A 24,887-nucleotide genomic window follows, 5' to 3' on the forward strand; every position below is an offset into this window, starting at 1 on the left:
CTAGGGCGATGCCGCGGTGGGGCCGAGGGGGACAACTGCCCATCGCCGGTAGACTGGATGCCCGTGGCCCTAACCATCGGAATCGTGGGACTGCCGAATGTCGGCAAGTCGACCCTCTTCAACGCGCTGACCAAGAACGACGTGCTCGCGGCGAACTACCCTTTCGCGACCATCGAGCCGAACATCGGCGTCGTCAGCCTGCCCGATGAGCGCCTCGGCGTGCTCGCCGGCATCTTCGGCAGCGAGCGCATCCTGCCCGCCACGGTGTCGTTCGTCGACATCGCCGGCATCGTGCGCGGGGCGAGCGAGGGGGAGGGATTGGGCAATCAGTTCCTCGCCAACATCCGTGAGGCCGATGCCATCGCGCAGGTCGTGCGCGGCTTCGTCGACGACGACGTCGTGCACGTCGACGGTGCCGTCAACCCGCAGAACGACATGGAGACGATCAACGCCGAGCTGATGCTCGCCGACCTGCAGATGATCGAGAAGGCCCTTCCGAGGTACGAGAAGGAGACCAAGCAGAAGAAGATCGACGGTTCGGTGCTCGAGGCGGCGCTCGGCGCGAAGGACGCCCTCGAGCGCGGTCAGCTGCTCTCGACCGCAGGCATCGACCTGGCGCCGGTGCGCGAGCTGGGCCTGCTGACGGCCAAGCCGTACATCTACGTCTTCAACGTCGACGAGTCCGTGCTCACGGACGACGCGAAGAAGGTCGAGCTGCAGGCGCTGGTCGCCCCCGCTCAGGCGGTGTTCCTGGACGCGAAGATCGAATCGGAGCTGATCGACCTCGACCCGGAGGACGCGCAGGAGCTGCTCGAGGCGACCGGTCAGACCGAGTCCGGCCTGGACCAGCTCGCGCGCATCGGCTTCGCGACGCTGGGACTGCAGACCTACCTGACCGCCGGACCCAAGGAGTCGCGCGCGTGGACCATCCCGCAGGGCGCCAAGGCCCCGCAGGCGGCCGGCGTGATCCACACCGACTTCGAGAAGGGCTTCATCAAGGCGGAGGTCATCTCTTTCGAAGAGCTGGTCGAGGCCGGGTCCGTCGCCGAGGCGCGCGCCAAGGGCAAGGCCCGCCTGGAGGGCAAGGACTACGTCATGCAGGACGGCGACGTGGTGGAGTTCCGCTTCAACGTCTGATCTGTCCCGGTCGTTGAGCGACGCTTCGTCTCGCTTCGCTCGCTCAGTGCGGGTCTCCGCGAGACGAAACGCAGCAACGTAGGCTGGAATCCAGCCACGGCCGGAGGTGGAGATTGTCGACGATCACGGACGATGCCGGATTGCGGATCGCGTGAGTGGTCATCTTGTCGTGATCTCCGGCCTTCCCGGGGTCGGAAAGACCAGTGTCGCCGAGATCGCTGCTGCACGCATGGACTCCGTTCACCTGTCCATCGACGCGGTGGAGGAATCGATGCTCTCCTGCGGACTGCCCGCGAGTTGGCAAGTCGGCGTGGCGGCGTACGAAGCGACACGCGCGATCGCGGAGTCGAACCTGAAACTCGGCCGCAGCGTCGTGGTCGATGCGGTGAACGACAGTGACGAGGCCCGGCAGACCTGGCGGACTGCGGCGTCGCGCACAGGCGCACGGCTCGACTTCGTGCACCTCGTGATCGAAGACGAAAGAGTGCACGAGCAGCGGCTTCGCAACAGGAATCGGGGTCTCGCCCACGTCGGCGAACCTGCCTGGGCGGAGGTGCAGCGGCGTCGTGTCGATTACGCGGCATGGTCCGATGAGGTCTTGGAGTTCGACACGACCGTGCGAACGGCGGATGAGGTCGCGAACGCGCTCGTGTCCTGTTTCGCTGCGGAGTAGGAGCGGTCGGAGTCAGGCGGCGAGGCGCCTGTCCGCGACGCAACCAGGTGGAGTTCCGCTGCAACGTCCGGTCCTTTCCCGGTCGTTGAGCGACGCTCACCGTCCGGCGAAGCGCGCCTTCGCCTCGTCGGTGCAGGGCGCGTAGAGGTTGACGCGATTGCCGTCGGGATCGACGAGCATCATGGCGCGGTTTCCCCACGGCATCGTCGTCGGCTCCTGCACCACCTGCACGCGGTCGCCGAGGCGGGCTCTCTCGTCGTCGACGTCATCGACCTGGAACTCGAGGATCGCGCTGGTGTTGGAGGCGACGGTCAGCCCCGTGCCGGGGAAGAGCGGAAGGGTGGCGTCGCCGCCGATGGCCAGAGTCCCGCCGGCAGTGATCAGCTCTGCGAACACGGGGTTGGGGCGTTCGAACGTCGCGCCGGTGACCAGTTCGTAGAACTCCACGAGTTCGTCGAGGCGGCTGGTGAGCAGGCGAATGGAAGCGAGTTTCACGAGTGTCCGTTTCTGGTCGGCGCGTCGGGTCGGTGAACCCAAAGATGTAAGGTGCCTGATATTATCAGAGTCCGGAACGGAGGGGAACATGGCTGAGGACTTCGGAAGACGGCTGCCCTACCTGCTGCGACGCGTCAACGGTGCGCTGTCGCAGCGGCTCGACGAGGATCTGCGCGAGTTCGACCTGACGCAATCGCAGCTGTCCGCGCTCGCGATCCTCGCTGTCGAGCACCCGGACGGCTTGTCTGGAGCGACGCTCAGCACGCGATCCGGCGTGACGCCCCAATCGATGTCCGCGGCGGTCTCGGATCTGGCGCGGCGGGGGCTCATCGAGCGGTCTCCGCATCCCTCCCACGGCAGGATCCTGGAGTGCCGCATCACTCCGGAGGGCACGGACGTGCTGCTGCGCGTGCAGCAGGTCACCCGCGACAGCGGCCGGTACGACGCCGGCCTCAGCGCATCGCAGCAGGAGACGCTTCGCCGGCTGCTCACCGAGATGATGCGCAACCTCGGGCTCCACCTCCCCGCGGTCGAGGCGCCCGCGACTGATGTACGCGGGGATCGTTAACCTCCGGCGCAAGTGAGGTTGCGCGACTGGCCGTTGTTCGGGTGACGCAGTGCGCAGAGAGTGAGATGTACCGCAACCACCGCAGCAAGGAGAGACGAATGTCCGCATTGACCGTGACTGCCACCCCGCGCATGTCCAACCCCACCGCGCTCCTGGACGGAGCATCCAGCGCGATCTTCGCGCTCATGAAGGCGGCGCACCAGACCGACCTGTCGCACAAGACGCTCGAGCTCGTGCACCTGCGGGTCAGCCAGATCAACGGCTGCAGCCCCTGCGTCGACTCCGGCGTCACGTCCGCGAAGAAGGCGGGCGAGACGGATCAGCGACTGCACGCCGTGGTCGCCTGGCGCGAGACGCCGTACTTCACCGACGAGGAGCGGGCGGCGCTCGCGCTCGCCGAGAGCGCCACCCGCCTGGCCGACCGGCCGGATGCCGTTCCCGACGAGGTGTGGGATGAGGCCGCGAGCTTCTTCGACGAGCGTCAACTGGCGGCGCTCGTGCTGTACATCGCGACCACGAACCTGTTCAACCGACTGAACGCGACCACCCGGCAGCTCGCCGGCGGGTCCTGGAACTGAGAAGAGGCACGATATGACGTCTGTACGCACCCACCGCTACGCCGTCGACGCGGGCGACGTGGACACGATGCTGGAGCGCCGCGGGAACCTGCTCGACGGCATCCGCTCCGCCAACCCCGCTTTTGCGGGCGCGACGCTGATCCGGCTCGACGACGGCTCCTACCTCGACATCTGGAGCTGGAACTCCGCTGAGGACATGCAGCGGGCGTCGCAGGCCGCCGCCGAGGTGCCGCTGGTCGGCGCGACGATGTCGCTGACGTCGGATCACACGAGCATCGACGGCGAGGTTCTGGATCAGCGATGAGACCGGACGGGCGCCGACGGTGGCCGCAGAGCGCGAACGCCGTCGGCGCGCGTCTGTCCTGAGAGCGAGCAGCAGAGGAAGGATGCACGGATGAGCAGCGACCACAGCAGTGCGGCGGAGGAGATCGACGCGATCATCGCGAAGGCCGGCGGATGGCGGGGCGATACCCTCGCCGCGCTGCGCCGGGCGGTGATCGGAGCGGATGCCGGGATCGTCGAGGAGATCAAGTGGCGCAAGCCCTCCAAGCCCGAGGGTGTGGCCACCTGGGTGTGCGAGGGGAACGTGTGCCTGGCCGACGTGCTCAAGAGCGCGGTGCGGCTGACGTTTCCCCAGGGGGCGCGACTGGATGACGTCGACGGGCTGTTCAACTCCCGGCTCGACGGAGCCACCGTGCGGGCGATCGACTTCTCGGAGCAGATGTCGGTCGACGAACAGGCCGTGCGCCGACTGGTGCGCCTGGCGGTCGAGCGGAACCGAAAGGGTGCCGGTGTGGCAACTACTTGAATGATCGGAAAGTATATGCTTCACTGGCAAGTGCAAGCTCGTCCGCCGCGGACGGGTTCTCACCGACAGGAGGCATCATGACGACACCAGACAGGCCCGGCGCCCCGACGACGGCGACCGCGGCGGAGACGCTCGGCACCGTGGACGCGATCGCACGTCGCATCCGCTCGCACCGGCGGTGGTACGTCTTCGGCGCACTGGTGATGGCACTCGCCCTGGCCGCGTTCACCGTCGCCTTCGCGTCGTGGCCGGATCGCCTGGCCGAGGTGCTCATCCCGGGCATCCTGGTCGTCGGCGCGATCCTCGCCGTGTTGGCCTGGCGCGGGCGCACCGTGCCCGCCGCCGCGGCATCCGCCAACGTCACGATCTATGTCAGCGCCGGGCTCATCATCGCCGCGCTGGCGCTGATCAAGCTGCTGCTTCCCGCGGGATTCTCCGGCTGGGCCGTGCTCATCGCGCTGCTGCCGGCCCTGCCGTTCCTCCACCTCGCCTGGCGGGTGGGGCGCGCGTGACGCACCCGCGCATGCGCCTCGACGACGTCATCCACTCGCCGGTGCGCCTGTCGATCATGGCAGCGCTGCGCGCAGCGGATGCCGTGCACTTCGGACTGCTGCGAGACGAGCTGGAGGTCAGCGACTCGCTGCTCTCCAAGCACCTCGCCTCGCTGGAAGCGGCCGGCTACATCCTGGTCACCAAGGGATACGAGGGCCGCCGCCCGCGCACCTGGTACACGCTGACCCCCGAGGGTCGCGCGGCGTTCGACGCGTACATCGCGGCGCTGCGCGAGATCGTGGACGCCGCAGGGCAGTAGCTCGCAGCCGTTCGGCGTGCTGTGCCGACCGACCTCGAAGTAGGGTGGTTGAGGCGCGCGACGCCCCGCACACCTCCGAGGAGCATCCAGTGGCAGAGAACAGCATCTTCGAGCCCGACGGCCGTGCCGTCCCGTACGTCGACGAGGGCGAGGGCCCCGTCGGCCTGGTGCTGATCCACGGCATCGGGCGCACCGGCGAGGCGCTCGGCGTGATCGCGCACTACCTCGCCGAGGAGGCAGGATTCCGGGTCGTGCAGATCGGTGCGGATGCCGTCGAAGACGTGGTCGCGGTGATGGACCACGTCGGGCTCGAGGACGCCTGGATCGGTGGTCATGGCACGGGAGGGACCCTCGCTCGCCGGGTGGTCGATGCCCACCAGGAGCGTTCCAACGGCCTGCTGCTGCTCGGCGTCGAAGAGGAGGACATCCCGCTCGCGCCGGCGCTGCCCGTGCTGATCATCCAGGGCGCGGACGACCAGGTCGCTCCGCCCGCGAACGGCGATCGCCTGCAGGCCACGGCACCGGAGCGCGCGAGCGTGAAGACCCTCGCGGGGGCCGACCACCACTTCCCGATGACGCACCCGATCGAGACCGCCTACATCATCGAGGAGTACCTGGACTGGGACTGACCGCATGACCGGCCAGGAGGAGCCCCGCAGCGCCGAAGCGCTGATGCGCTCGCGGTTCGCCGCCTTCAAGGCGGCCGACGCCGCGTGGCTGCTGCGAACCTGGCATCCGTCCACCCGTCCCAAACGGCTGGACCTGAGCGAGAATCCGCGCTGGCGCGGCCTGCAGATCGTCGACGTCGTCGACCAGGGAGCGGATGCCGGTGTCGTCGAGTTCCGCGCCACCTACCTGGACGATGACGGCGAGCTCGGCATCCTGCACGAGCGCTCCCGGTTCGTGCGCGAGGCGAGTCGCTGGTTCTACCTGGACGGCGACCTGCTCGGATAGCGCCGCAGCAGCACGGGATACTGGAACGGGCGGCATCCGCCGCCGACACCACGACAGGAGCGGACGATGACCGGGACGGCGCAGGTCGACGCGGCGCCGCTGTCGCCGATCCGTCACGCGGTCGCGGAGCTCTCTCCCGGATACTTCGCCGCGGTCATGGGCACGGGCATCGTCTCCATCGGGCTGCGGGCGGCCGGGATCACGGCGCCGTCCACTGTGCTGATGTGGATCGCCGGCATCCTGTACCTGGCGCTGTGGGCGCTCTACCTGTGGCGGGCGATCGCGTACTGGCCCCGGGTGGTCGCCGACCTGCGCGACCCGCAGGTCGCCTTCGCGTACTTCACCGTCGTCGCGGCCAGCGACGTGCTCGGAGTGCGGCTGGCGCTGGAGGGCGCGCACCCTCTTGCAGCCGTGCTCTTCCTGTTCGCCGCGCTGATCTGGTTCGTGTTCGGCTACGCGCTGCCATGGCAGGTGCTGATGGTCAGAGACGGGCGGACGATCCTGCGGCACGCGAACGGGACCTGGTTCGTGTGGGCGGTGGCCAGCCAGTCCCTGGCGATCGGCATGGCGCAGCTGCGCCCGCAGGTGGACAGCGTCTTCGCGCAGGGCGTCGGCCTGCTCGCGGTGCTCGCCTGGGCCGTCGGCCTGATCCTGTACGCGGCGATGGCCATGCTCGTGCTGCTGCGGGTGGTGCACTTCGGCGTGACGCCGCAGCAGTTCGACCCCGCGTACTGGGTGGCCATGGGCGCGCTCGCGATCGCCGTGGTCGCCGGGGCCGGCATCGTGCAGATGGAGCACACGCCGCTCGTCGACGCGGTCCGTCCGCTGATCGCGGCAACCGTGGTCGTCTTCTGGGTGTTCTGCCTGTGGTTGATCCCGCTGCTGGTCGGCGCGGGCATCTGGCGTCACGCGCTGCATCGGGTGCCGTTGCGCTACGTGCCGACGCTGTGGTCGATGGTGTTCCCGATGGGGATGTTCGCCGTGGCGTCGCTGTCGCTCGGCGAGGCCGACGCGCTGCCTGCGGCCGGCGCCGTGGGCGGGGTCGCACTGGTGGTCGCCGCGCTCGTGTGGGCCGTGGTGCTGATCGGGATGCTGCAGCGCCTGGTGAAGGTGCTGTGGGCGTCTCGGCGCTCAGGAACGCGCTGAATCCGGGCGTTCAGGCGCGCGGGGCATGCGAAGAGCCGCCGCCCCGAGGGGAGACGGCGGCTCGTCGCGAAGCCGGGGATCAGGCCGGCTGAGGAAGCAGGCTGAACGACACCGCACCCTGCTCGTCGACCGTGGCGTCGAGCACCTTGTCGGTCAGCGCCTCGGCGGCCGCATGCTCGAGGAACACGCGGATCTCCTCGTCGCCGATCACCTCATCACCGGGTTCGGGAGTCGGGGCGACGGTCACCGAGAACCGCGGCTCCTTCTCCGTGCCCGACGTGTGGATGCGCAGTCCCGCATCCGGCGTCGTGCTCTGCTGGGCGACGATGGTCGCCGCGATCGTGTTTGCGTTCTCGGTCAGGGTGAGCATGTCGCTCTCCTTCCGGTTGCGGGCACCGCACCGTCCAGTACGGTGTCCGGGCCACGATTCCGCACACAGCGGGCCGAGGGCAACCCGTGCGCGAGGACTCGGAGGCCATTCACATCTCGCGACGATCGCAGCGGTACCATGCCGCCCGGGCCGGCTTGGCGACGACCGGCGGACGGCATCCGGCGGTCAGTCGTAGCGCCGGCGCAGCAGCCGAGGCAGGGCGACCCACAGCAGCAGGATCACGATCACTCCGAGGAACGCCGCGACGATCGCGCTCGGTCGATTCACCGTGACGTCGAGGATCAGGGCCACCACCCCGACGGTCACCGCGCCGATCACCACGAGGTTCGCCTTCACGAGCCGGTCCGCCATGCGCACCAGCTCGATCTTGCGGTGCTGGTGGAACAGCATCCGATGCAGCCCGACCGGGGTCAGCGCCAGCACCGTCGCGGCCGCGGCGAGCAGCACCAGCGAGATGTAGAGCGTGCGCTGCACGGCATCCAGGTCCGCGAACCGCGGCTGGAACGCGACCGCCAGAAGGAAGCCGGTGAGGATCTGCGTGCCGGTCTGCATGACCCGCAGCTCCTGCATGAGCTCGTTCCAGTTGCGGTCGGCCCGCTCTGCGGGAGTCTCGCCGGGACGCTGCTGGGCTGCTTCCATGTGCGGAACGGTAGCCGTGATCGGCGGCCCGCGGAAGAGGGTGGCGCTCGTGGTCGATCGCCACCTGGATCCGGGACGGCGGCGCGTGCGGCCCGCGAGGGTCCTGCGAGGCGTACCATCGAGGGATGCCCGAGAACCCGCTGTCCGCGACGCCCGCGACCGCACCCGTCCCCGCCGCGGCCGAGACGGGCGCTCCGCACGCGCTGCGCCTGCTGCAGGAGGGGACGACGGCGGGGATGTGCACCGGCGATCACTGCGTGATGCCCACCGGCGGCGGCGCGACGGCCGGCTGAGACGCAGCGGGTGAGTCACGCCGCCCGGCGGGCGCTCGCCCGGGCGAGGAGTTCCAGGGCCTCCGCCGTGGCGTCCCAGCCCATGCACGCGTCCGTGATGCTCTGACCGCGCACCAGCCCGCTCGGCCCCGCCGCGACGTCGTGCTTCTGCGCCCCCGCGATCAGGTTGCTCTCCAGCATCACGCCGGCGACGGCACGCCCGTCGTCGGCGATCTGCGCGGCCAGCTCGGCGGCGACCTGCGCCTGGCGCACGTGGTCCTTGCCGCTGTTGCCGTGGCTGGCATCCACGATCAGCCGGCTCGTCAGTCCCGCCGTCGCAAGCCGTTCTGCGGCCAGACCCACGTGAGCCGCGTCGTAGTTGGGGCCGTCCGCACCGCCGCGGAGGATCACCGAGACGTCAGGGTTGCCCGTCGTGGTCACCAGGCTCGCGCGGCCGTCGGCGCCGATGCCCAGGAACGCCTGCGGAGCGGATGCCGCGGCCGCGGCATCCAGGGCGACCTGCAGTCCGCCGTCGGTGCCGTTCTTGAATCCGATCGGCATGGACAGGCCGGACGCCAGCTGCCGGTGGATCTGGCTCTCGGCCGTGCGCGCCCCGATCGCGCCCCACGCGATCAGATCGGCGGTGTACTGCGGGCTGATCGGCTCGAGGAACTCCGTGGCGCACGGCAGCCCCAGGGCTGTCACATCGCGCAGGAAGCCGCGCGCCAGCTGCAGGCCCGTCTCGATGTCGTGACTGCCGTCCAGCCAGGGGTCGTTGATCAGGCCCTTCCAGCCGACCGTCGTGCGCGGCTTCTCGAAGTAAGTGCGCATCACGATCAGCAGATCGTCGCCGTGCCGTTCCGCCTCGGCTGCCAGCAGCCGGGCGTACTCGAGGCCGGCATCCGTGTCGTGGATCGAGCACGGGCCGACGATGACGAGCAGACGGCTGTCCAGCCCGTTCATGACCGCGCGCACGTCGTCGCGGGCACGACTCACGGTGGCGGAGAGCGCGTCGTCGACGGGCAGCCGGTCGATCACCTCGGCCGGGCTGGGCAGCGTGGCGAAGCCCGATACATGCACGTCGGCGGTGCGGTCAGTCGTCTGGCTGGTGGGCATGGGTCCTGTCCTCTCGAAGGCGGACCCCGTGCAGAGCCCGCCGAAACGGCACGGGGCTTCGCCCCGAAACGGCACAGGGCAGAGCGGATGCTCTGCCCTGTCGGCTCTGAAGGTGTCGGTGCGCGTCAGCTTCGCGCCGGCTCCTCCAGAGCCGGCCGAAAATACGCGAACCAACGGGTCATGTCCAGCACACTACCGCACGGAGACGAACGCCCGCGCCAGTGTCTGTGAGAGGCGGCGGTGATCAGTGCCCGGCGTGCGCCGGTGCCTCGTCGTTGTCCGCGGGCTTGCGGATCAGGAAGGCGCCGATGATCGTGATCGTGGCGATGACGGCGCCGATCGTGACGGCGGTTCGGGTGCCCGCGGCGACTGCGGCGGGCACCTCGGTGCCACCTGTGGAATTCGCGACGGCGGTGAACACGGCCATCATCACGGCGATGCCCGCGGCACCCGCCACCTGCTGGATGGTGCCCAGCACCGCACTGCCATAGGAGTAGAACTTGGGCGTGAGCGATGCCAGCGCGGCGGTGAACAGCGGCGTGAAAGACAGGGCGAGTCCGACCGACAGCAGCGTCTGCGCCACCAGCACCAGCCACACCGGCGACCCCACGTTCAGGGTGGTGAAGAGCCAGAGCATGGCAGCGGCGAGGATCGAGCCGGGGATGAGCAGGATGCGCGTTCCGCGGCTGTCGTAGATGCGGCCGATGACGGGCCCCAGCAGTCCCATCGCCAGGGCGCCCGGCAGCACGACCAGACCGGCATCCAGCGCGGGCAGCTCGAGGGCGTCCTGCAGGAACAGCGGGATCACGGTGATGCTGCCGAAGAAGGCCAGGGACAGCAGGAACATCTGCGCCATCGACAGCGAGAAGTCCCGCGAGGCGAACACGCGCAGATCCAGCAGCGCGTCGTCCTGCTTCTGCAGTGTCACCTGACGCCACAGGAACACCGCCAGGCCCACGACGCCCACCGTGAGGGAAACGATCATCGGCATCCAGCTGACGCCCTTGCCCAGGCCGCCGATCTGGCTCAGCCCGAACACCAGCCCGCCGAACCCGAACGCCGACAGCACGATCGAGAGCGCGTCGATCGGCGCGTGCGTGGTCTCGCCGACGTTGGTCAGCCAGCGCCAGCCGATCAGCATCGCGACCAGTGCGATCGGAAGCACGACCACGAAGATCGCGCGCCAGCCGAAGTGGTCCAGCAGGAAGCCCGACATCGTCGGGCCGATGGCGGGGGCGAGCGAGATGACGACGCTGACGCGGCCCATCATCCGCCCGCGGGAGGCGGCGGGGACGAGATTCATGATCGTCGTCATCAGCAGCGGCATCATGACCGCGGTGCCGGATGCCTGCACCACGCGCGCGCCGAGCAGCATAGGGAAGCCGGTCGCCAGCGCTGCCAGCAGCGTTCCGACCGAGAACAGCGTGATGGCGCTGAGGAACATCTGCCGCGTCGTGAACCGACGCAGCAGGAACCCGGTGATCGGGATGACCACGGCCATGGTGAGCATGAACGCGCTGGTCACCCACTGCGCGGCGACCGGGGTGATGCCCAGGTCCGAGATCAGATGGGGGATCGCCATGCCCATCGTCGTCTCGTTGAGGATCGCGACGAAGGCGGCGGCCAGCAGCACCCAGATGACGGCCATGTCCTTCGCGGGGATCATCCCGGAAGACGCTCCCTGAACGGGGGTGGTGCCGGTGTCGGCGGTGGTCATGAGTCTCCCAAGGGCTCGAACTGCGTGTGGATCTGTGCGAATGCGATGGATCAGCGTTACAGCGTAACCGCTGCCGCCGACGTTTCATTCCGGGTCGCGGGAGATGCTTCAGGATGCGTCCGATCGCGTGCCGAGGTCGGTGGCGCGCACTAGCCTGAAGCGATGAGCATGGGTGGCGTTCGGGGTGGTGGACGCGGCTTCCGCGGTGTGGACGAAGCCGCTCAGAAGAGACTGAATGCAGAGGCGCCGAGGATCGCCGGCCTCGGCAGGCGGGTCATCGCCCTGTTCCAGCCGTATCGCGGGCGCATCCTGCTGACGGTGGTCCTTGTGGTGCTGGGAGCGGCGGTCGCCGTGATCCCGCCGCTGATCGTGCAGCGCGTGTTCGACGACGCGCTCTTCCCGGTGGACGGCGGCGGCCCCGTGCTCGGGCTGCTGCTGCAGCTGGTGCTGACCATGATCGGGTTGTTCCTGCTCTCGGCGGGGCTCGGGGTGGCGCAGACCTGGTTGACCTCCACGGTGGGCAACAGCGTCACCGGCGACCTGCGCGTGCGGCTGTTCGAGCACCTGCAGGCGATGGAGCTGGGGTTCTTCACCCGCACCAAGACCGGCGTCATCCAGTCGCGCCTGCAGAACGACGTCGGCGGCGTCTCGGGGGTGCTCACCAACACGATCACCAGCATCCTCGGCAACGTGGTCACGGTGATCGCGTCGCTGGTGGCGATGATCCTGATCGACTGGCGGCTCACGCTGATCGCCGTGGTGCTGATGCCGCTGCTCGTGCTGGTGCAGCGCCGGGTCGGGCAGGTGCGCGCCCGCATCGCCGGGCAGACCCAGGAGTCGCTTTCCGAGCTGACCGCCATCACGCAGGAGACCCTGAGCGTGTCGGGCATCCTGCTGTCGAAGTCCTTCAACAGGCAGCGCACCGAATCCGCCCGCTACCAGCAGGAGAACCGCAACCAGGTGCGCCTGCAGGTGCGCCAGGCGATGAGCGGCCAGGGATTCTTCGCCGTGGTGCAGGTGCTGATGGCTTCCGTGCCGGCGGTGATCTACCTGGTCTCGGGCTATCTCGTCGCAGGCGGCACGGGGGCGATCACGGCGGGGACGATCGTCGCGTTCACCACGGTGCAGGCGCGCCTGCTCATGCCCATGATGGGGCTCATGCGGGTGGCGCTGGACCTGCAGACCTCCTCTGCGCTGTTCGCCCGCATCTTCGAGTACCTCGACATGGTGCCCGAGATCCAGGACGCACCCGACGCGATCCCCGTCTCGCAGGCACCCGGCCCCAGAGGACGGGTCGAGTTCCGCGACGTGGTGTTCCGCTACCCGGATGCCCCGGCGGACGCCAGGGCGACTCTGCAGGGTGTGTCTTTCATCGCCGAGCCGGGGCAGCAGGTCGCGTTCGTCGGCCCATCGGGCGCGGGCAAGACCACGATCCTGTATCTGGCGCCGCGGATGTACTCCGCGTCATCCGGCGAAGTGCTGTTCGGCGGTGCGGACGTGCGCACGCTGACGCAGGAGTCGATCATTGACGACGTCGGGATCGTGTCGCAGGAGACCTACCTGTTCCACGCGACGATCCGCGAGAACCTGCTGTACGCCAAGCCGGGCGCCAGCGAGCAGGAGCTCATCGCGGCGTGCACGGCCGCCAACATCCACCACATCATCGCCGGCTTCGAGCAGGGTTACGACACGGTGGTGGGCGAGCGCGGCTACCGGCTGTCCGGCGGCGAGAAGCAGCGCATCGCGATTGCGCGGGTGCTGCTGAAGGATCCGCCGGTGCTGCTGCTGGACGAGGCCACCAGCGCTCTGGACACCGTCTCGGAGCGCGTCGTCCAGCAGGCACTCGATCACGCCGCCGCAGGGCGCACCGTCCTCACCATCGCCCATCGGCTCTCCACGGTGATGGGTGCGGACGTGATCCACGTCGTGGAAGCGGGCCGCATCGTGGAGTCGGGCACGCACTTCGAGCTGCTGGCCGCAGGCGGTCTCTATGCAGAGCTGGCGGCGCAGCAGATGGCCGCCTCGAACGTGCTGGATGACGCGCCCGCGCTGCCGGAGCGCCGCGCCGACCAAGCACCGCACGACTCGGCGGCGGCGGACGCGGTGCAGGCGCTCACCTCGCCGATCCCGACGCCGGACGCCGCGCCTCTTGATGACGGCCCATACCGCGATCACGGCTGACCGGCACAGCAGAGACCGGGCGCTCCTAGTGGGCGGACAGGCCGCCGTCCACGAACAGCGAGTGGCCCGTGACATAGGCCGATCCGGCGCCGGCCAGGAACACGGCGGCCCCGGCGAAGTCGTCCGGCAGGCCGTTGCGACCGATCATGGTGCGCGCCGCGAGCTCGGCGACCTTCGACGGATCGTCCTGCAGCCGCGCGTTCAGCGGCGTGAGCACGAAGCCGGGAACCAGCGTGTTGCTCGTGACGCCGGTGCCGCCCCAGGCCTCGGCCTCCGAGCGCATCAGCGACTCTACCGCGCCCTTGGAGACGCCGTAGATGCCGCTGGCGACGAAGGCGCGATGCGCCTGCTGCGAGCTGATGTGGATGATGCGGCCGTAGCCGCGCTCGGCCATGCCCGGCGCGAAGCGCTGACCCAGCAGGAACGGCGCGTGCGTGTTGACGGTGAGGGTGGCGTCCCAGTCGGCATCCGTGATCTCGGTCATCGGCGGGCGGATGTTGATGCCCGCCGAATGCACCAGGATGTCCGGCTCCCCGAACGGCTCGGCCACGGCCTCCGCGAGCGCCCGGATGCCCTCGCGGGTGCTGAGATCTCCGATCACGCCGGCGGCCCGGCATCCGGCATCCGTCAGCTCCTGCACCGTGCGATCGACGCGATCCCGCCCGCGCGCGGCGATCACGGTGGCGGCGCCCGCCTTCGCGAGGGCGGTGGCGATGCCGCGGCCGATCCCCGAGGATCCGCCGGTGACCAGCGCGGTGCGGCCGCGCAGCGAGAAGAGCGAGTCGAGGTAGGCGGTCATCGGATCTCCTGTCGTGCTCACCAGGCGAGGGCGGCGGCGAGAGCGGGGTCGGGGCGGGCATCCGCGAACTCGGGCAGGGTGCGCAGCTCGGCCTCGAATCCCTCCAGCGCGGCGGCGTAGGCGGGGTCGGGATGCTCGGCGGCGATGCGTCGCAGCGGGGGAAGGTCCATCGCGAGGATCAGGTTCAGGCGCGCGACGACGGCCGCGCGCTGCCCTGCCTCGTGCAGCACGCGGATGCCGCCGCGCAGCGCCGTCAGGTAGTCGTGCAGCACGGGCAGTCTGGCCTTCCCCTGGGTGATCGAGGTGCCGTCGGCGCGCAGCCGCCAGTGCACGACGATGTCCGGGATGACATCGAAAGCGCGGGCCTGCGTGTACATCCGCTGCGCGACGATCTGGTCCTCGTAGGCGACGTTCTCGGGAAAACGCAGACCGTCCCACATCGGCGTGCGGCTCAGCTTCGACCACGCGACGATGTTGGCGGAGGCGTCGGGATGCTCGGCCAGGGCCACACCCAGCCGGCGCGGCGAAGTCGCGCGCGCCACCCACGGCTGCACGCGGCCGGGCAGGTAGGTGCCGTCGGCATCCGCACGCGAGCGCACGTAGGCGCCGACCACGAAGTCGCTGCCGGACTCCTCGAGCGTCCCCAGCCAGAGCGCGAGTGCGTGCGGGGTCAGCTCGTCGTCGGCATCCAGGAACCCGACGAAGGGCGTGTCCACGCGGTCCAGGCCCAGATTGCGGGCGGCACCCAGACCGCGCGCCTCGACGTGGTGAAGCACCTCGAAGCGCGGATCGGAGTCGGCGGCAGCCGCGAACACCGCGCGGGTGTCGTCGACCGATCCGTCATCGATCAGCAGCGCGCGCCAGCGCGGTTCGCTCTGCGCGCGCAGCGAGGCGACGGCGGCGGCCGCGAAGACGCCGACATCGCGCCCCGGGACGATGACGGTGACGAGCGGATGCACGAGACGATCCTACTTTTCCCGCGGCTCCCCGCGGTCGGCACGGGGGAGGGCGGCGGATGTCGCCGGCACGGAGTACCGTCACTCGCATGTCTTCACTGACGCAAGAGACGACGGACTGGCTGCTGGATTCCGATCCGGCGCTGCGGTGGCAGGTCGAACGGGACCTGGTGAGAGCCCCCGAGTGGGTGTACGAGACGACGCGGAGCCGCATCGCGACGGAGGGGTTCGGCGCGAGCATCCTGTCGCATCAGGACCCGGACGGGCAATGGGCGGGCGGCGCGTACTTCCCCGAGCGCGACCGCGACTACTCCGGGCTCGGGATCATCGAGCGCGACGAGGACGCGCAGCCGTGGATCGCCACCACCTGGGCGCTCAAGGACCTTCGGGATCTGGGGTTGCCTGCGGCCGCGCTGGCGGGAACGGCGGAGAAGCTCGCCGAGAACAGCCGGTGGGAATACGACGATCTGCCGTACTGGGGCGGGGAGATCGATGTGTGCATCAACGCGTTCACCCTCGCGACGGGCGCCTGGCTGGGCGCGGACGTGTCCGGACTCGTCGCCTGGTTCCCCGCGCACCGGCTCGCCGACGGCGGCTGGAACTGCGAGGCGGAGGAGGGCAACTCGCATCGCTCGTCGTTCCATTCCACGCTCAACGCGCTGGTCGAGATGCGGGTGTACGAAGAGCTCACCGGCGATCGGTCGCTGCGCGATACGCGGCACGCCGGCGAGGAGTACCTGCTGGAGCGCCGGCTGACACGCAGGCTCTCCACGGGCGAGATCGTCGGCCCGTGGGTCGCGGACTTCATCGCGCCCAGTCGCTGGCAGTACAGCGCTCTGGCCGCACTGGATCATTTCCGGGCGGCGTCCGCGCTGGAGGGAACGGCGCCGGATGAACGGCTGGCCGAGGCCGTGGAGATGGTGCGCGCGGCGCGCCGGACCGACGGCACCTGGCTGCAGGGCGACGTGCCGGGCGGCGCCGTCTGGGTCCAGCTCGACGTGGAGCAGGGCAGCCCGTCGAAGTGGCTCACTCTGATCGGCACACGGGTGCTGGACTGGTGGGATGCGGCCCACTGAGCGCTGCAGGGGTCGACGGCTGTCGGGAGGACCGCATCCGGCCGGTGGAGTCACCGCACGGGCGCGGGCCGTTCTACTGTGGCAGGTGGGGATCACGTGCGCGGCGACGCGTGCGTGTCGCCGCCACCCGACCGGCCGTGATGACAGGAGCGTGAAGCCATCCACGTCGACACCCCCGCGACCGGCGCCCGGCAGGCCGGGACGCCCGGCATGCTGCGCGCACACAACGACAGGCTCACCCTGGACCTGATCTTCGATCGTGGTCCGATCTCGAAGACCGAGGTCGGGGCGGGCACGCGCATCTCCAAGCCCACGGTGGGACACAGCCTGCGCCGGCTCACCGAGCTGGGCCTGGTGACCGAGAGCGGCACCCGTGTCGGCGGGGTGGGCCGCGCGCCCACGCTCTTCGAGGTGGATCCGCGCGTCGGCTCGATGATCATGGTCGAGGTGGGTCCCGAGCTGGTGCACGGCATCGGCGTCACGATCGCTGGACAGTACACGCCTGAGGCGCAGGTGCAGCCCGGAGGACGTGACATCGTCGAGGTGATCCGCGAACTGCGCGATCAGGTGGTCGCAGGCCTGCCCGAGACCACCTTCGGGCACACCCTGGTTCTGGGTCTCTCCGGCGCCTACGATGCGATCGCCGACCATGTGCGCCACGGCGCGCACATGGTTCCCCGCGTCGGGGGGCTGGAGCGTCCGGGCCTGGGTGCGCGACTGCGCGAAGCCTTCGGGCCCGTCGTCGCCGTCGAGAACGACGTCAACCTCGTCGCGCTCGCCGAGCACACCGAGGGAGTGACGGCGGGCACCGCGACTTCGGTGCTGTTCTGGGCGGACACGGGGGTCGGCGCGGCATCGATCATCAACGGCCGCATCCACCGCGGTGCCACCGGCAGCGCGGGGGAGATGGCGTTCCTCCCCGTCGCGCGCGCCGAGCGCACCCCCGATGACGGCGAGGGCGGCTTCCAGCGCTGGGCGGGCGGTGTGGCACTGGCGGCGCTCGGCGAGAAGCTCGGGCTGAGCGGGAGAACGCGGCAGATGATCGCGGCCGCGGTCGCCGACACCGCGCAGTACGGGCTCTTCCTGGATGCGATCGCAGAACGGTACGCCCAGGCGATCGGCTCGCTCATCGCCGTGCTCGACCCCGACGTGGTGGCGCTCTCGGGCGCCTACGCGATCGTCGGCGGAGAGGAGCTCGCCGATCGGATCCGCACCGCCGTCGACGCGCAGGCGATCCGTTCCGTGCCGGTGCGGCTCGGTGCCTTCACCGAATCACCGGTGCTCGCGGGAGCGGAGGTTCTGGCGCGACGCCTGCACCGGGAGGCACTGCTGAATCGCGTCGGGTCCGCCACCTGAACGGGCCCGTGCCCCGACCCCTCCCGCCGTCGGTCCTGTCGCTGCGTCACCCGGCGACTGCGGCGACGGATTCCGCGACGAGTGCGACGAGCTGTGCCGCGGCACCCGCCGGCAGGGGCACTCTGCCGAAGGTGAAGCGCACGGCCGTCTGAGCGACTTCGGGTGTCACACCGCAGGCAAGCAGCACGTGGGACGGCTCATCGGATCCCGCCGCGCACGCTGATCCGCTCGAGCTGATCACTCCGCGTCGCTCCAGCTCCAGCAGCACCGCCTCGCCGCTGGTGCCCGCGAACGTGAACGCGACGGTGCCGGGCAGGCGGTGCGTGGGATGTCCGGACAGGCGCGCCTGCGGCACAGCATCCAGCACACCCTTCGCGAACTCCCGCGCCGTGTGCGCCACGGCCACGATCGCGCGTTCGCGCTCCGCCTCGCTCAGGGCCAGAGCCGTCGCGAGAGCCACCGCGCCCGCCACGTTCTCGGTGCCGCTGCGCCGGCCGCGCTCCTGCCCGCCGCCGTGCAGCAGGGGCTCCAGCGGCACGCGGGAGCGCACCGCCAGCGCGCCGGTGCCCTTCGGAGCGCCGAGCTTGTGCCCGGCGATCGAGACGGCGGACACACCGGCATTCCGCCCCAGTTCTCGCAGATCCAGCCAGCCGGCCGACTGCACGGCATCCACATGCAGCGGCACGCGCTCCGCAGCCGCGACCGCAGCCAGCGCGCCGATGTCCTGCACCGTGCCGATCTCGTTGTTGGCGTGCGCGATCGAGACCAGCGCGGTCTGCGGGCGCAGGGCGGCAGCCAGATCGCCGGCCAGCACCTCGCCCGTCTGCGAGACCGGAAGCCGCGTCAGCTGCACGTCGTGGAACCGCTCCAGATACCGGGCCGACTCCAGCACGGATTCGTGCTCGATCGGCGTTGTGATCAGCTGACGGCGGCCGGAATCGGCGTGCAGTGCGGCCAGCACGACGCCCTTGACTGCCAGATTGTTCGCCTCGGTCCCGCCCGAGGTGAAGATCACATCGCCAGGTCTCATGCCCAGCGCGGTCGCGACCGCGGTGCGAGCGCGCTCGAGGGCCTGTGCGGCTGCCCCTCCGGCGGTGTGATGGCTCGAAGGATTGCCGAACACGTCGGTCAGGTACGGCCGCATGGCCTCGAGCACCTCTGGACGAACCGGCGAAGTCGCAGCGTGGTCGAGGTACAGCACGTCAGCCGATCCGCACGTCGAGACCCAGATCCAGCGCACGGGCGGAATGCGTCAGGGCGCCCACCGAGATCACCTGCACGCCGGTCTCGGCGATCGCGCGCACGCTCTCCAGTGTCACCCCGCCCGAAGCCTCGGCCGTCGCACGACCGGCCATCAGGGCCACGGCGGTGCGCAGGTCCTCCAGCGAGAAGTTGTCGAGCAGCACGGTGTCGGCGCCGCCGTCGAGCACGGCGGTGAGCTGGTCGAGGCGGTCGACCTCCACGACGACATGCGTGGTGTGCGGCAGCCGCGCAAGTGCCTCGCGCAGGGCGGTCGCCAGGTCCTGACCGCCCTGGCGCAGCACTTCGAGATGGTTGTCCTTGGCCATCACGGCATCCGACAGCGTGCGCCGGTGGTTGGAGCCGCCGCCGCTGAGCACCGCGTGGCGCTCGAAATCGCGCAGCCCCGGAGTGGTCTTCCGCGTGTCGGCGATGCGCACGCCGGTGCCCTCGACGGCGTCCGCGTAGGCCGCCGTGAGGGTGGCGATCCCGCTCATCCGCTGGGTGAAGTTGAGCGCGACGCGTTCCGCCGTCAGGATGCCGCGCGCCGGGCCCGAGACCGATGCCAGCGCGTCGCCGGACTCGAACCGGTCTCCGTCGGCGAGATGCAGATCCACCCGGATCGCGGGATCGGTGAGCGCGAACGCCGCGGCGAACACGTCACCGCCGCTGAACACCCCGGGTTCGCGGGCGATCAGATCGGCCGTGGCCCGGGCGTCTTCGGGCAGCAGCGCCTGACTGGTGATATCACCCCACGGGGCGTCCTCCTCGAGCGCGGCCGCGACGGTGCGGTGCAGGGTGGCGCGGGTGATCATGCGGCTCCGATCAGGGCGGGGGAGAGGCGGAAGTGCGCGCCGAGCGACTCGGTGCGCTCGAGGGCGGCGGATGCCATGGCCCGCGCCACCACGAGCAGGTTCGCGTCCTCCTGCTCGGCCGACGTGCGCGGCGAGGGCGCCTCCCACGCGTGCAGGGTGCGGACAGCATCCGTCAGCCCCTCGTCATCGCGCAGCAGACCGACCCGCTCCCACATCAGCTGCTGCAGCGCGTGCCGCGAGAATCTCCCAGCCTTCTTCGAATCGCTCGAATTGCTGCATCTCGAGGCAGAACCGAGCAACGTGAGCGACTCGAAAGCGCGCGGCGCCTCCAGCGCCTCCGCGAGACGGGCGCCGAAGACGGCGCCCTCGAGCAGCGAGTTGGATGCCAGTCGATTCGCGCCGTGCACGCCGGTGCGGGCGGTCTCGCCGACCGCCCAGAGCCCGGGCAGCGAGGCGCGGCCGTCGACGTCGGTGACCACGCCGCCCATCAGGTAGTGCGCGGCGGGTGAGACCGGTACCGGCTGCCGGGACCAGTCCAGGCCGCGCCGGCGCAGCTCGGCATCGATGGTGGGGAAGCGGTGCGCGAGCTCCGGCGCGCCCAGGATCGTGGCATCCAGCACCACGGGCGAGCCCTGCTCGTCGGCGCGCCGTGCCACCGCCCTGGCCACGATGTCGCGGGGCGCGAGCTCGGCGTCCGGATGCTCGTCGACCATGAAGCGCCGGCCGCCGGCGTCCCGCAGCACTGCCCCCGCACCGCGCACCGCCTCGGAGATGAGGAACGGCGTGCCCACGGCCAGCACGGTGGGGTGGAACTGCATGAACTCGAGATCGGCGACCGCGGCGCCGGCGCGCAGCGCCATGGCGATGCCGTCGCCCGTCGTCTCCGGCGGATTCGTCGTGTGAGCGAACAGCCGGCCCGCCCCTCCGGTGGCCAGCACGACGGCATCCGCCTCGATCTCGGAGCCACTCACCAGGCGGATGCCGCGCACCCGGCCCTCGTCGATCAGCAGGTCGGCCGCGAACGCGCGCTCCCGCACCCTCACCTCGCTCGCACGCAGCCGCGCGACCAGGGCGTGCGAGATCGCACGCCCTGTGGCGTCGCCGCCGGCGTGCGCGATGCGCGGCCGGCTGTGCGCGGCTTCGAGTCCGCGGGCGATGGATCCGTCCGCGGCCCGGTCGAAGGCGACCCCGGCTGACACGAGTGCGTCGAGAGCAGCGGCGGCACCGTCCACCAGCGTCGCGATCGCGAGTGGACCACCGTGTCCGTCGCCGGCGTGCATCGTGTCCAGTGCGTGCAGTGCGGGGGAGTCGCCCGCCCCGTACGCGCCCGCGATGCCGCCCTGCGCGTGCGCCGTGCTGCCCCCGCCGAGCTCGCCCTTCACGATCAGCTCGACGTCGTGGCCGAGGGCGTCCGCGCGCAGCGCCGTCGTCAGTCCGGCGATGCCGGAGCCCGCGATCAGCACCTTCATCGCGGCTTCGCCGCCAGCATCCGCTCCAGGGCGAGGCGCGCCGGTGCTGCGACCTCGTCCGCGACGCGTATGCGGTTCTGCACCCGTCCGGCGACCAGCTCCTCCAGCACCCAGGCGAGGTAGCCGGGGTGGATGCGGTACATCGTCGAGCACGGGCAGACCACCGGGTCGAGGCAGAAGATCCGGTGCTGCGGATGCTGCGCCGCCAGCCGCCGCACCAGGTTGATCTCGGTGCCGATCGCGAAGGTCGTGGGCTCGGTCGCCGCGGCGATCGCCTTGCGGATGTAGTCGGTGGAACCGGCTTCGTCGGCGGCGTCCACGACCTCCATCGGGCACTCCGGATGCACGATCACGCGCACGCCCGGATGCTCGGCGCGCGCCTTCTCGATCTGGTCGACGCTGAACCGTCGGTGCACCGAGCAGAAGCCGTGCCACAGGATCACGCGGGCGTCCTGCAGCTCGGCGATGCTCGACCCACCGAGCGCACGGCGCGGGTTCCACATCGGCATCTGCTCCAGCGGCACGCCCATGGCCTTGGCGGTGTTGCGCCCCAGGTGCTGGTCGGGGAAGAACAGCACGCGGCGACCGCGCGCGAACGCCCACTCCAGCACGGTGCGCGCGTTCGACGAGGTGCACACGATGCCGCCGTGACGCCCGACGAACCCCTTGATCGCGGCGGACGAGTTCATGTACGTCACCGGGATCACCGGCACGCGACCCTCGGCATCCGCTTCGTCGAGCGGGCCGTAGACGTCGGCCAGCTGCTCCCAGCAGTCCTCCACCTGGTCGATGTCGGCCATGTCCGCCATCGAGCAGCCGGCGGCGAGGTTCGGCAGGATCACCGACTGCTCGGGCCCGGAGAGCAGATCAGCGGTCTCGGCCATGAAGTGCACGCCGCAGAACACGATCGCCTCGGCATCGGGATGCTCCAGTGCGGCGTTCGCGAGCTGGAAGGAATCGCCCACGTAGTCGGCGTGCCGCACGACCTCCTCGCGCTGATAGAAGTGCCCGAGCACGACCACCCGTTCGCCCAGCGCCTGCCTGGCGGCGCGGATGCGCTCGTGCAGTTCGTCCTCGGGGGCCTCGCGGTACTCCGAGGGCAGCTCGCCCTGGCGGGGCGCTCCGGTCGGGATGACGTCGCCCATCGACGAGCCCGGGCCGTAGCCGGGGCGGGTGTCGAAGTCCCAGGGGCCCGCGGCGAGGTCGGTGGTGCAGGTGGATTCCGTCGACTCCCCGGCGACGATCGCCTGCAGGGCGTGGTCGACCGAGGGGTCTACCGGGGTGAGGGACAGGGTGGACATCGGCCGCCGCCTTCTGGTCACTTCGACACTTACTGGGCGGGACCAGATTATGTCGATCTGACCAGAAGTGCAATCCGGCGACGTTCGTGCACGGATGTCGGCTCAGATCACAGATGTCGGACGAAAAGGCCGATTCTGTCCGACATCCGTGTTCTCGTCCGACATCCGTGCGCGCGCGTGCGGGCCGGGGCGGGACGCGGGGTGGATGCGGGGCTCAGGCTTCGGCGTGGTACCGGTACAGCCGCGCGGGCCGATGCTTGCCCGTGCGGAACGACTCGGTCGGGACCAGTTCGTCGGAGCCCTCGAGCAGGCGACGGAAGTTCGACGGGTCCAATCGGCGCCCCAGCACGGTCTCGTACACCTCGCGCAGTTCCGTGAGGGTGAACTCGTCGGGCAGCAGCCCGGCCGCGATGCGGCTGTAGGCCACCTTGTTGCGCAGCCGGTCCAGGGCGCAGTCCGCGATCCGGTTGTGATCGAAGGCCAGGGCGGGCAGTGCGTCGACGTCGAACCACTCGACGTTCTCCGGCGCCCCCACGGCCGCGCGCTGCGCGTCGACGAGGTCGGAGCGCAGCAGCGCCCAGTACACGATCGAGATGGCCCGGGTGGGGGATCGGCCGAGGTCGCCGAACGTGTAGAGCTGCTCGAGATAGCTGGGCTTCAGCCCGGTGGTCTCGGCGAGGGTGCGGGATGCCGCGGCATCCAGATCCTCCGCCGGATCCAGCCACCCGCCGGGCAGCGCCCACGCGCCCCGATGCGGGTCGCGGGTGCGCCGCACCAGCGGCAGCATGAGCCGGTCGCCCTCGGCGGCGGTGCGCAGCGAGAAGATGACGGCCGACACCGCGACGCGGATCGCGTCGTTCTCGCCTGTCGTGCCGGTCACATCATGAGCCTAGAGCAGAGCGCCTAGTAGGCGATCTTCACGGATTTCGCGCGAACCGTTGATTGCATTAGGTTAATTAGGCTACTATCCTAACAAATCCCGAACGGGATGGCCGTGACCGGCCAGCCCTCCTGCAGTGAAGCACCGAGAGGAAACACAGCAATGAACCGTTTCGGCAGGCGCGGCATCGCGCTCTCCGCACTGGCCGGTGCCTCGGCACTCGCCCTCGCCCTGACCGGCTGCTCCGGCAACGGCGCGGGAACAGGTGACACCGACGCCACCGGCTTCGACGCCGAAGGCGCGAAGGATCAGAACATCACCTTCTGGGTGATGGGCGGGGACACCCCCGACGCGCTGCGCGAGTACCTCATCGAGGAGTACAAGGCCGCCACCGGCGGCACGCTGACCATCAAGCAGCAGGACTGGGGTGACGCTCTCACCAAGCTGACCAACCAGCTGCCCGACGCGAAGAACACCCCCGACGTGACCGAGATCGGCAACACCTGGTCGCCGACCTTCACCACCGCAGGCGCCTTCGCCGACCTCTCGCCCATCTACGACGATCTCGGCGGAGACAAGCTGCTGCGGTCCTTCGTCGACGTGGGCACGGTGGACGGCAAGCAGTACGCGCTGCCGTACTACTTCGGATCGCGTTACATCACCTACCGCAAGGACATCTGGGACGCCGCGGGCCTGTCGGTGCCGACCACCCTCGCCGAGTTCAACGAGGACGTGGCCAAGCTGAGGACGGGCGACCAGTCCGGGTTCTACATCGGCGGCCAGGACTGGCGCAACGCCGTCTCGTGGGTCTTCGCCAACGGCGGCGATCTGGCGAAGAAGGACGGCGACAAGTGGGTCTCCACGCTGTCCTCCGACAAGACGGTCGCCGGCCTCGAGCAGTTCCAGGAGCTGTTCCAGAGCGCGTCGAACGCACCGGTCACCGAGGACGACTCGACGCCGTGGGTCAACATCAACAACGACAAGAACGGCGCTGCGCCCACGACCGCCACCATGATCGCCCCCGGCTGGGCGCACTGGTCGGTGGGCGACTACAAGGGCGACAAGGACGGCAAGGAGGTCCGCGAGTGGAACGACGCCAACTTCGGCGTGTTCCCGCTTCCGGGCGTCGAGGCCGGTTCCGTCGCGCCCGTGTTCGCCGGCGGGTCGAACATCGCGATCTCCGCGAAGAGCACCAAGAAGGAAGGCGCCAAGGAGCTGCTGCGCATCATCTTCTCGGATGAGTACCAGCAGATGCTCGGCGAGAACGGTCTGGGCCCGGCGAACACCGACTTCGTCAGCTCGCTCGGCGACGACCAGTTCGCGAAGGCGCTCATCGACTCGGCGCTGGACTCCAAGCTGACCCCCGCCGCGCCCGGCTGGGCGGCCGTGGAGGGGCAGAAGATCCTCGAGGAGTTCTTCGGCAAGATCGCCGACGGCGGTGACGTCGCCGCACTCGCGAAGGAGTACGACGCCAAGATCGATCCCATCATCAACGGCTGACCCGCCGAGC

General features: G+C 70.0%; 28 protein-coding genes. 16 read left to right on the forward strand and 12 right to left on the reverse strand.

All coding sequences use genetic code 11. The annotated features are described in order from the left end of the window. Window positions 1-63: 63 nt before the first annotated feature. Together ychF and Q9R19_RS03270 are read left to right on the forward strand one after the other, a co-directional pair. On the forward strand, window positions 64-1,137 hold the full coding sequence (gene ychF / locus Q9R19_RS03265) for a redox-regulated ATPase YchF (protein ID WP_311254907.1): 1,074 nt from the start codon (window positions 64-66) through the stop codon (window positions 1,135-1,137). Window positions 1,138-1,243: 106 nt separating this feature from the next. After that, window positions 1,244-1,810, forward strand: a complete 567-nt coding sequence (locus Q9R19_RS03270) for an AAA family ATPase (RefSeq protein WP_311254908.1) — start codon at window positions 1,244-1,246, stop codon at window positions 1,808-1,810. Between the two features lie 96 nt (window positions 1,811-1,906). On the opposite strand, the gene Q9R19_RS03275 is transcribed toward Q9R19_RS03270, so the two are convergent. Further along, entirely contained in the window at window positions 1,907-2,305 is a 399-nt protein-coding gene (locus tag Q9R19_RS03275) for a VOC family protein (RefSeq protein WP_311254909.1), read from the reverse strand. Window positions 2,306-2,393: 88 nt separating this feature from the next. On the opposite strand from Q9R19_RS03275, the gene Q9R19_RS03280 reads away from it, so the two are divergent. From Q9R19_RS03280 to Q9R19_RS03320, 9 genes are all read left to right on the forward strand, one after another. After that, on the forward strand, window positions 2,394-2,873 hold the full coding sequence (locus tag Q9R19_RS03280) for a MarR family transcriptional regulator (protein ID WP_311254910.1): 480 nt from the start codon (window positions 2,394-2,396) through the stop codon (window positions 2,871-2,873). A gap of 98 nt (window positions 2,874-2,971) precedes the next feature. Then, window positions 2,972-3,451: a carboxymuconolactone decarboxylase family protein gene (locus tag Q9R19_RS03285; RefSeq protein WP_311254911.1), complete on the forward strand. Its 480-nt coding sequence runs from the start codon at window positions 2,972-2,974 to the stop codon at window positions 3,449-3,451. A gap of 13 nt (window positions 3,452-3,464) precedes the next feature. Then, entirely contained in the window at window positions 3,465-3,755 is a 291-nt protein-coding gene (locus Q9R19_RS03290; RefSeq protein ID WP_311254912.1) for a hypothetical protein, read from the forward strand. Between the two features lie 90 nt (window positions 3,756-3,845). Beyond that, window positions 3,846-4,259: a DUF1801 domain-containing protein gene (locus Q9R19_RS03295; protein WP_311254913.1), complete on the forward strand. Its 414-nt coding sequence runs from the start codon at window positions 3,846-3,848 to the stop codon at window positions 4,257-4,259. Between the two features lie 77 nt (window positions 4,260-4,336). Next, window positions 4,337-4,771 carry a hypothetical protein gene (locus Q9R19_RS03300; protein WP_311254914.1) on the forward strand — a complete coding sequence of 145 codons (435 nt, stop codon included), beginning with the start codon at window positions 4,337-4,339 and terminating at the stop codon, window positions 4,769-4,771. Beyond that, complete coding sequence (locus tag Q9R19_RS03305) at window positions 4,768-5,070, forward strand: transcriptional regulator (protein WP_311254915.1); 303 nt, start codon at window positions 4,768-4,770, stop codon at window positions 5,068-5,070. The genes Q9R19_RS03300 and Q9R19_RS03305 overlap by 4 nt, the downstream gene beginning before the upstream one ends. An 89-nt stretch (window positions 5,071-5,159) precedes the next feature. Next, the gene (locus Q9R19_RS03310; protein ID WP_311254916.1) at window positions 5,160-5,699 is read left to right on the forward strand and encodes an alpha/beta hydrolase; all 540 of its coding nucleotides are present in this window, start codon (window positions 5,160-5,162) and stop codon (window positions 5,697-5,699) included. Window positions 5,700-5,703: 4 nt separating this feature from the next. Beyond that, complete coding sequence (locus tag Q9R19_RS03315; protein WP_311254917.1) at window positions 5,704-6,024, forward strand: YchJ family metal-binding protein; 321 nt, start codon at window positions 5,704-5,706, stop codon at window positions 6,022-6,024. A 66-nt stretch (window positions 6,025-6,090) separates the two neighbouring features. Continuing rightward, window positions 6,091-7,170, forward strand: coding sequence for a tellurite resistance/C4-dicarboxylate transporter family protein (locus Q9R19_RS03320; protein ID WP_311254918.1), 1,080 nt, complete (start codon window positions 6,091-6,093; stop codon window positions 7,168-7,170). Between the two features lie 79 nt (window positions 7,171-7,249). On the opposite strand, the gene Q9R19_RS03325 is transcribed toward Q9R19_RS03320, so the two are convergent. Together Q9R19_RS03325 and Q9R19_RS03330 are read right to left on the reverse strand one after the other, a co-directional pair. Further along, window positions 7,250-7,540, reverse strand: a complete 291-nt coding sequence (locus Q9R19_RS03325; protein ID WP_311254919.1) for a Fe-S cluster assembly protein HesB — start codon at window positions 7,538-7,540, stop codon at window positions 7,250-7,252. A 186-nt stretch (window positions 7,541-7,726) separates the two neighbouring features. Further along, entirely contained in the window at window positions 7,727-8,200 is a 474-nt protein-coding gene (locus tag Q9R19_RS03330; RefSeq protein ID WP_311254920.1) for a DUF6328 family protein, read from the reverse strand. 125 nt (window positions 8,201-8,325) lie between these two features. On the opposite strand from Q9R19_RS03330, the gene Q9R19_RS03335 reads away from it, so the two are divergent. Beyond that, window positions 8,326-8,493, forward strand: coding sequence for a hypothetical protein (locus Q9R19_RS03335; RefSeq protein WP_311254921.1), 168 nt, complete (start codon window positions 8,326-8,328; stop codon window positions 8,491-8,493). A 15-nt stretch (window positions 8,494-8,508) separates the two neighbouring features. Here Q9R19_RS03335 and Q9R19_RS03340 read toward each other — a convergent pair whose 3' ends face one another. Continuing rightward, window positions 8,509-9,588 carry a 3-deoxy-7-phosphoheptulonate synthase gene (locus tag Q9R19_RS03340; RefSeq protein WP_311254922.1) on the reverse strand — a complete coding sequence of 360 codons (1,080 nt, stop codon included), beginning with the start codon at window positions 9,586-9,588 and terminating at the stop codon, window positions 8,509-8,511. A gap of 244 nt (window positions 9,589-9,832) precedes the next feature. After that, on the reverse strand, window positions 9,833-11,305 hold the full coding sequence (locus Q9R19_RS03345; protein WP_311254923.1) for an MDR family MFS transporter: 1,473 nt from the start codon (window positions 11,303-11,305) through the stop codon (window positions 9,833-9,835). Window positions 11,306-11,473: 168 nt separating this feature from the next. Between Q9R19_RS03345 and Q9R19_RS03350 the strand changes: the two genes are divergently transcribed. Then, window positions 11,474-13,486, forward strand: a complete 2,013-nt coding sequence (locus Q9R19_RS03350; protein WP_311255860.1) for an ABC transporter ATP-binding protein — start codon at window positions 11,474-11,476, stop codon at window positions 13,484-13,486. Window positions 13,487-13,511: 25 nt separating this feature from the next. On the opposite strand, the gene Q9R19_RS03355 is transcribed toward Q9R19_RS03350, so the two are convergent. Next, the gene (locus Q9R19_RS03355) at window positions 13,512-14,285 is read right to left on the reverse strand and encodes an SDR family oxidoreductase (RefSeq protein WP_311254924.1); all 774 of its coding nucleotides are present in this window, start codon (window positions 14,283-14,285) and stop codon (window positions 13,512-13,514) included. Between the two features lie 17 nt (window positions 14,286-14,302). Then, complete coding sequence (locus Q9R19_RS03360; protein WP_311254925.1) at window positions 14,303-15,244, reverse strand: glycosyltransferase family 2 protein; 942 nt, start codon at window positions 15,242-15,244, stop codon at window positions 14,303-14,305. An 86-nt stretch (window positions 15,245-15,330) separates the two neighbouring features. On the opposite strand from Q9R19_RS03360, the gene Q9R19_RS03365 reads away from it, so the two are divergent. Both Q9R19_RS03365 and Q9R19_RS03370 read left to right on the forward strand, forming a co-directional pair. Continuing rightward, on the forward strand, window positions 15,331-16,317 hold the full coding sequence (locus Q9R19_RS03365; RefSeq protein WP_311254926.1) for a squalene cyclase: 987 nt from the start codon (window positions 15,331-15,333) through the stop codon (window positions 16,315-16,317). Between the two features lie 210 nt (window positions 16,318-16,527). Further along, window positions 16,528-17,673 (forward strand): ROK family protein, encoded by a 1,146-nt coding sequence (locus Q9R19_RS03370; protein WP_311254927.1) that lies wholly within the window; start codon window positions 16,528-16,530, stop codon window positions 17,671-17,673. Window positions 17,674-17,719: 46 nt separating this feature from the next. On the opposite strand, the gene Q9R19_RS03375 is transcribed toward Q9R19_RS03370, so the two are convergent. The 5 genes from Q9R19_RS03375 to Q9R19_RS03395 form a co-directional block, all read right to left on the reverse strand. Further along, complete coding sequence (locus Q9R19_RS03375; protein ID WP_311255861.1) at window positions 17,720-18,874, reverse strand: cysteine desulfurase family protein; 1,155 nt, start codon at window positions 18,872-18,874, stop codon at window positions 17,720-17,722. Window position 18,875: 1 nt separating this feature from the next. Then, window positions 18,876-19,727 (reverse strand): carboxylating nicotinate-nucleotide diphosphorylase, encoded by an 852-nt coding sequence (gene nadC, locus Q9R19_RS03380; protein ID WP_311254928.1) that lies wholly within the window; start codon window positions 19,725-19,727, stop codon window positions 18,876-18,878. Beyond that, window positions 19,724-21,196 carry an L-aspartate oxidase gene (gene nadB / locus Q9R19_RS03385; RefSeq protein ID WP_311254929.1) on the reverse strand — a complete coding sequence of 491 codons (1,473 nt, stop codon included), beginning with the start codon at window positions 21,194-21,196 and terminating at the stop codon, window positions 19,724-19,726. Before nadB ends, nadC begins: the two co-directional genes overlap by 4 nt. Then, window positions 21,193-22,497 (reverse strand): quinolinate synthase NadA, encoded by a 1,305-nt coding sequence (gene nadA / locus Q9R19_RS03390; RefSeq protein WP_311254930.1) that lies wholly within the window; start codon window positions 22,495-22,497, stop codon window positions 21,193-21,195. The genes nadB and nadA overlap by 4 nt, the downstream gene beginning before the upstream one ends. Window positions 22,498-22,711: 214 nt before the next feature. Then, window positions 22,712-23,377 carry an NrtR DNA-binding winged helix domain-containing protein gene (locus tag Q9R19_RS03395; protein WP_311254931.1) on the reverse strand — a complete coding sequence of 222 codons (666 nt, stop codon included), beginning with the start codon at window positions 23,375-23,377 and terminating at the stop codon, window positions 22,712-22,714. 162 nt (window positions 23,378-23,539) lie between these two features. Between Q9R19_RS03395 and Q9R19_RS03400 the strand changes: the two genes are divergently transcribed. Beyond that, window positions 23,540-24,877, forward strand: a complete 1,338-nt coding sequence (locus Q9R19_RS03400; RefSeq protein WP_311254932.1) for an extracellular solute-binding protein — start codon at window positions 23,540-23,542, stop codon at window positions 24,875-24,877. Window positions 24,878-24,887: the final 10 nt, after the last annotated feature.

The organism is Microbacterium sp. ARD32 (assembly GCF_031844385.1).
GTDB lineage: Bacteria > Actinomycetota > Actinomycetes > Actinomycetales > Microbacteriaceae > Microbacterium.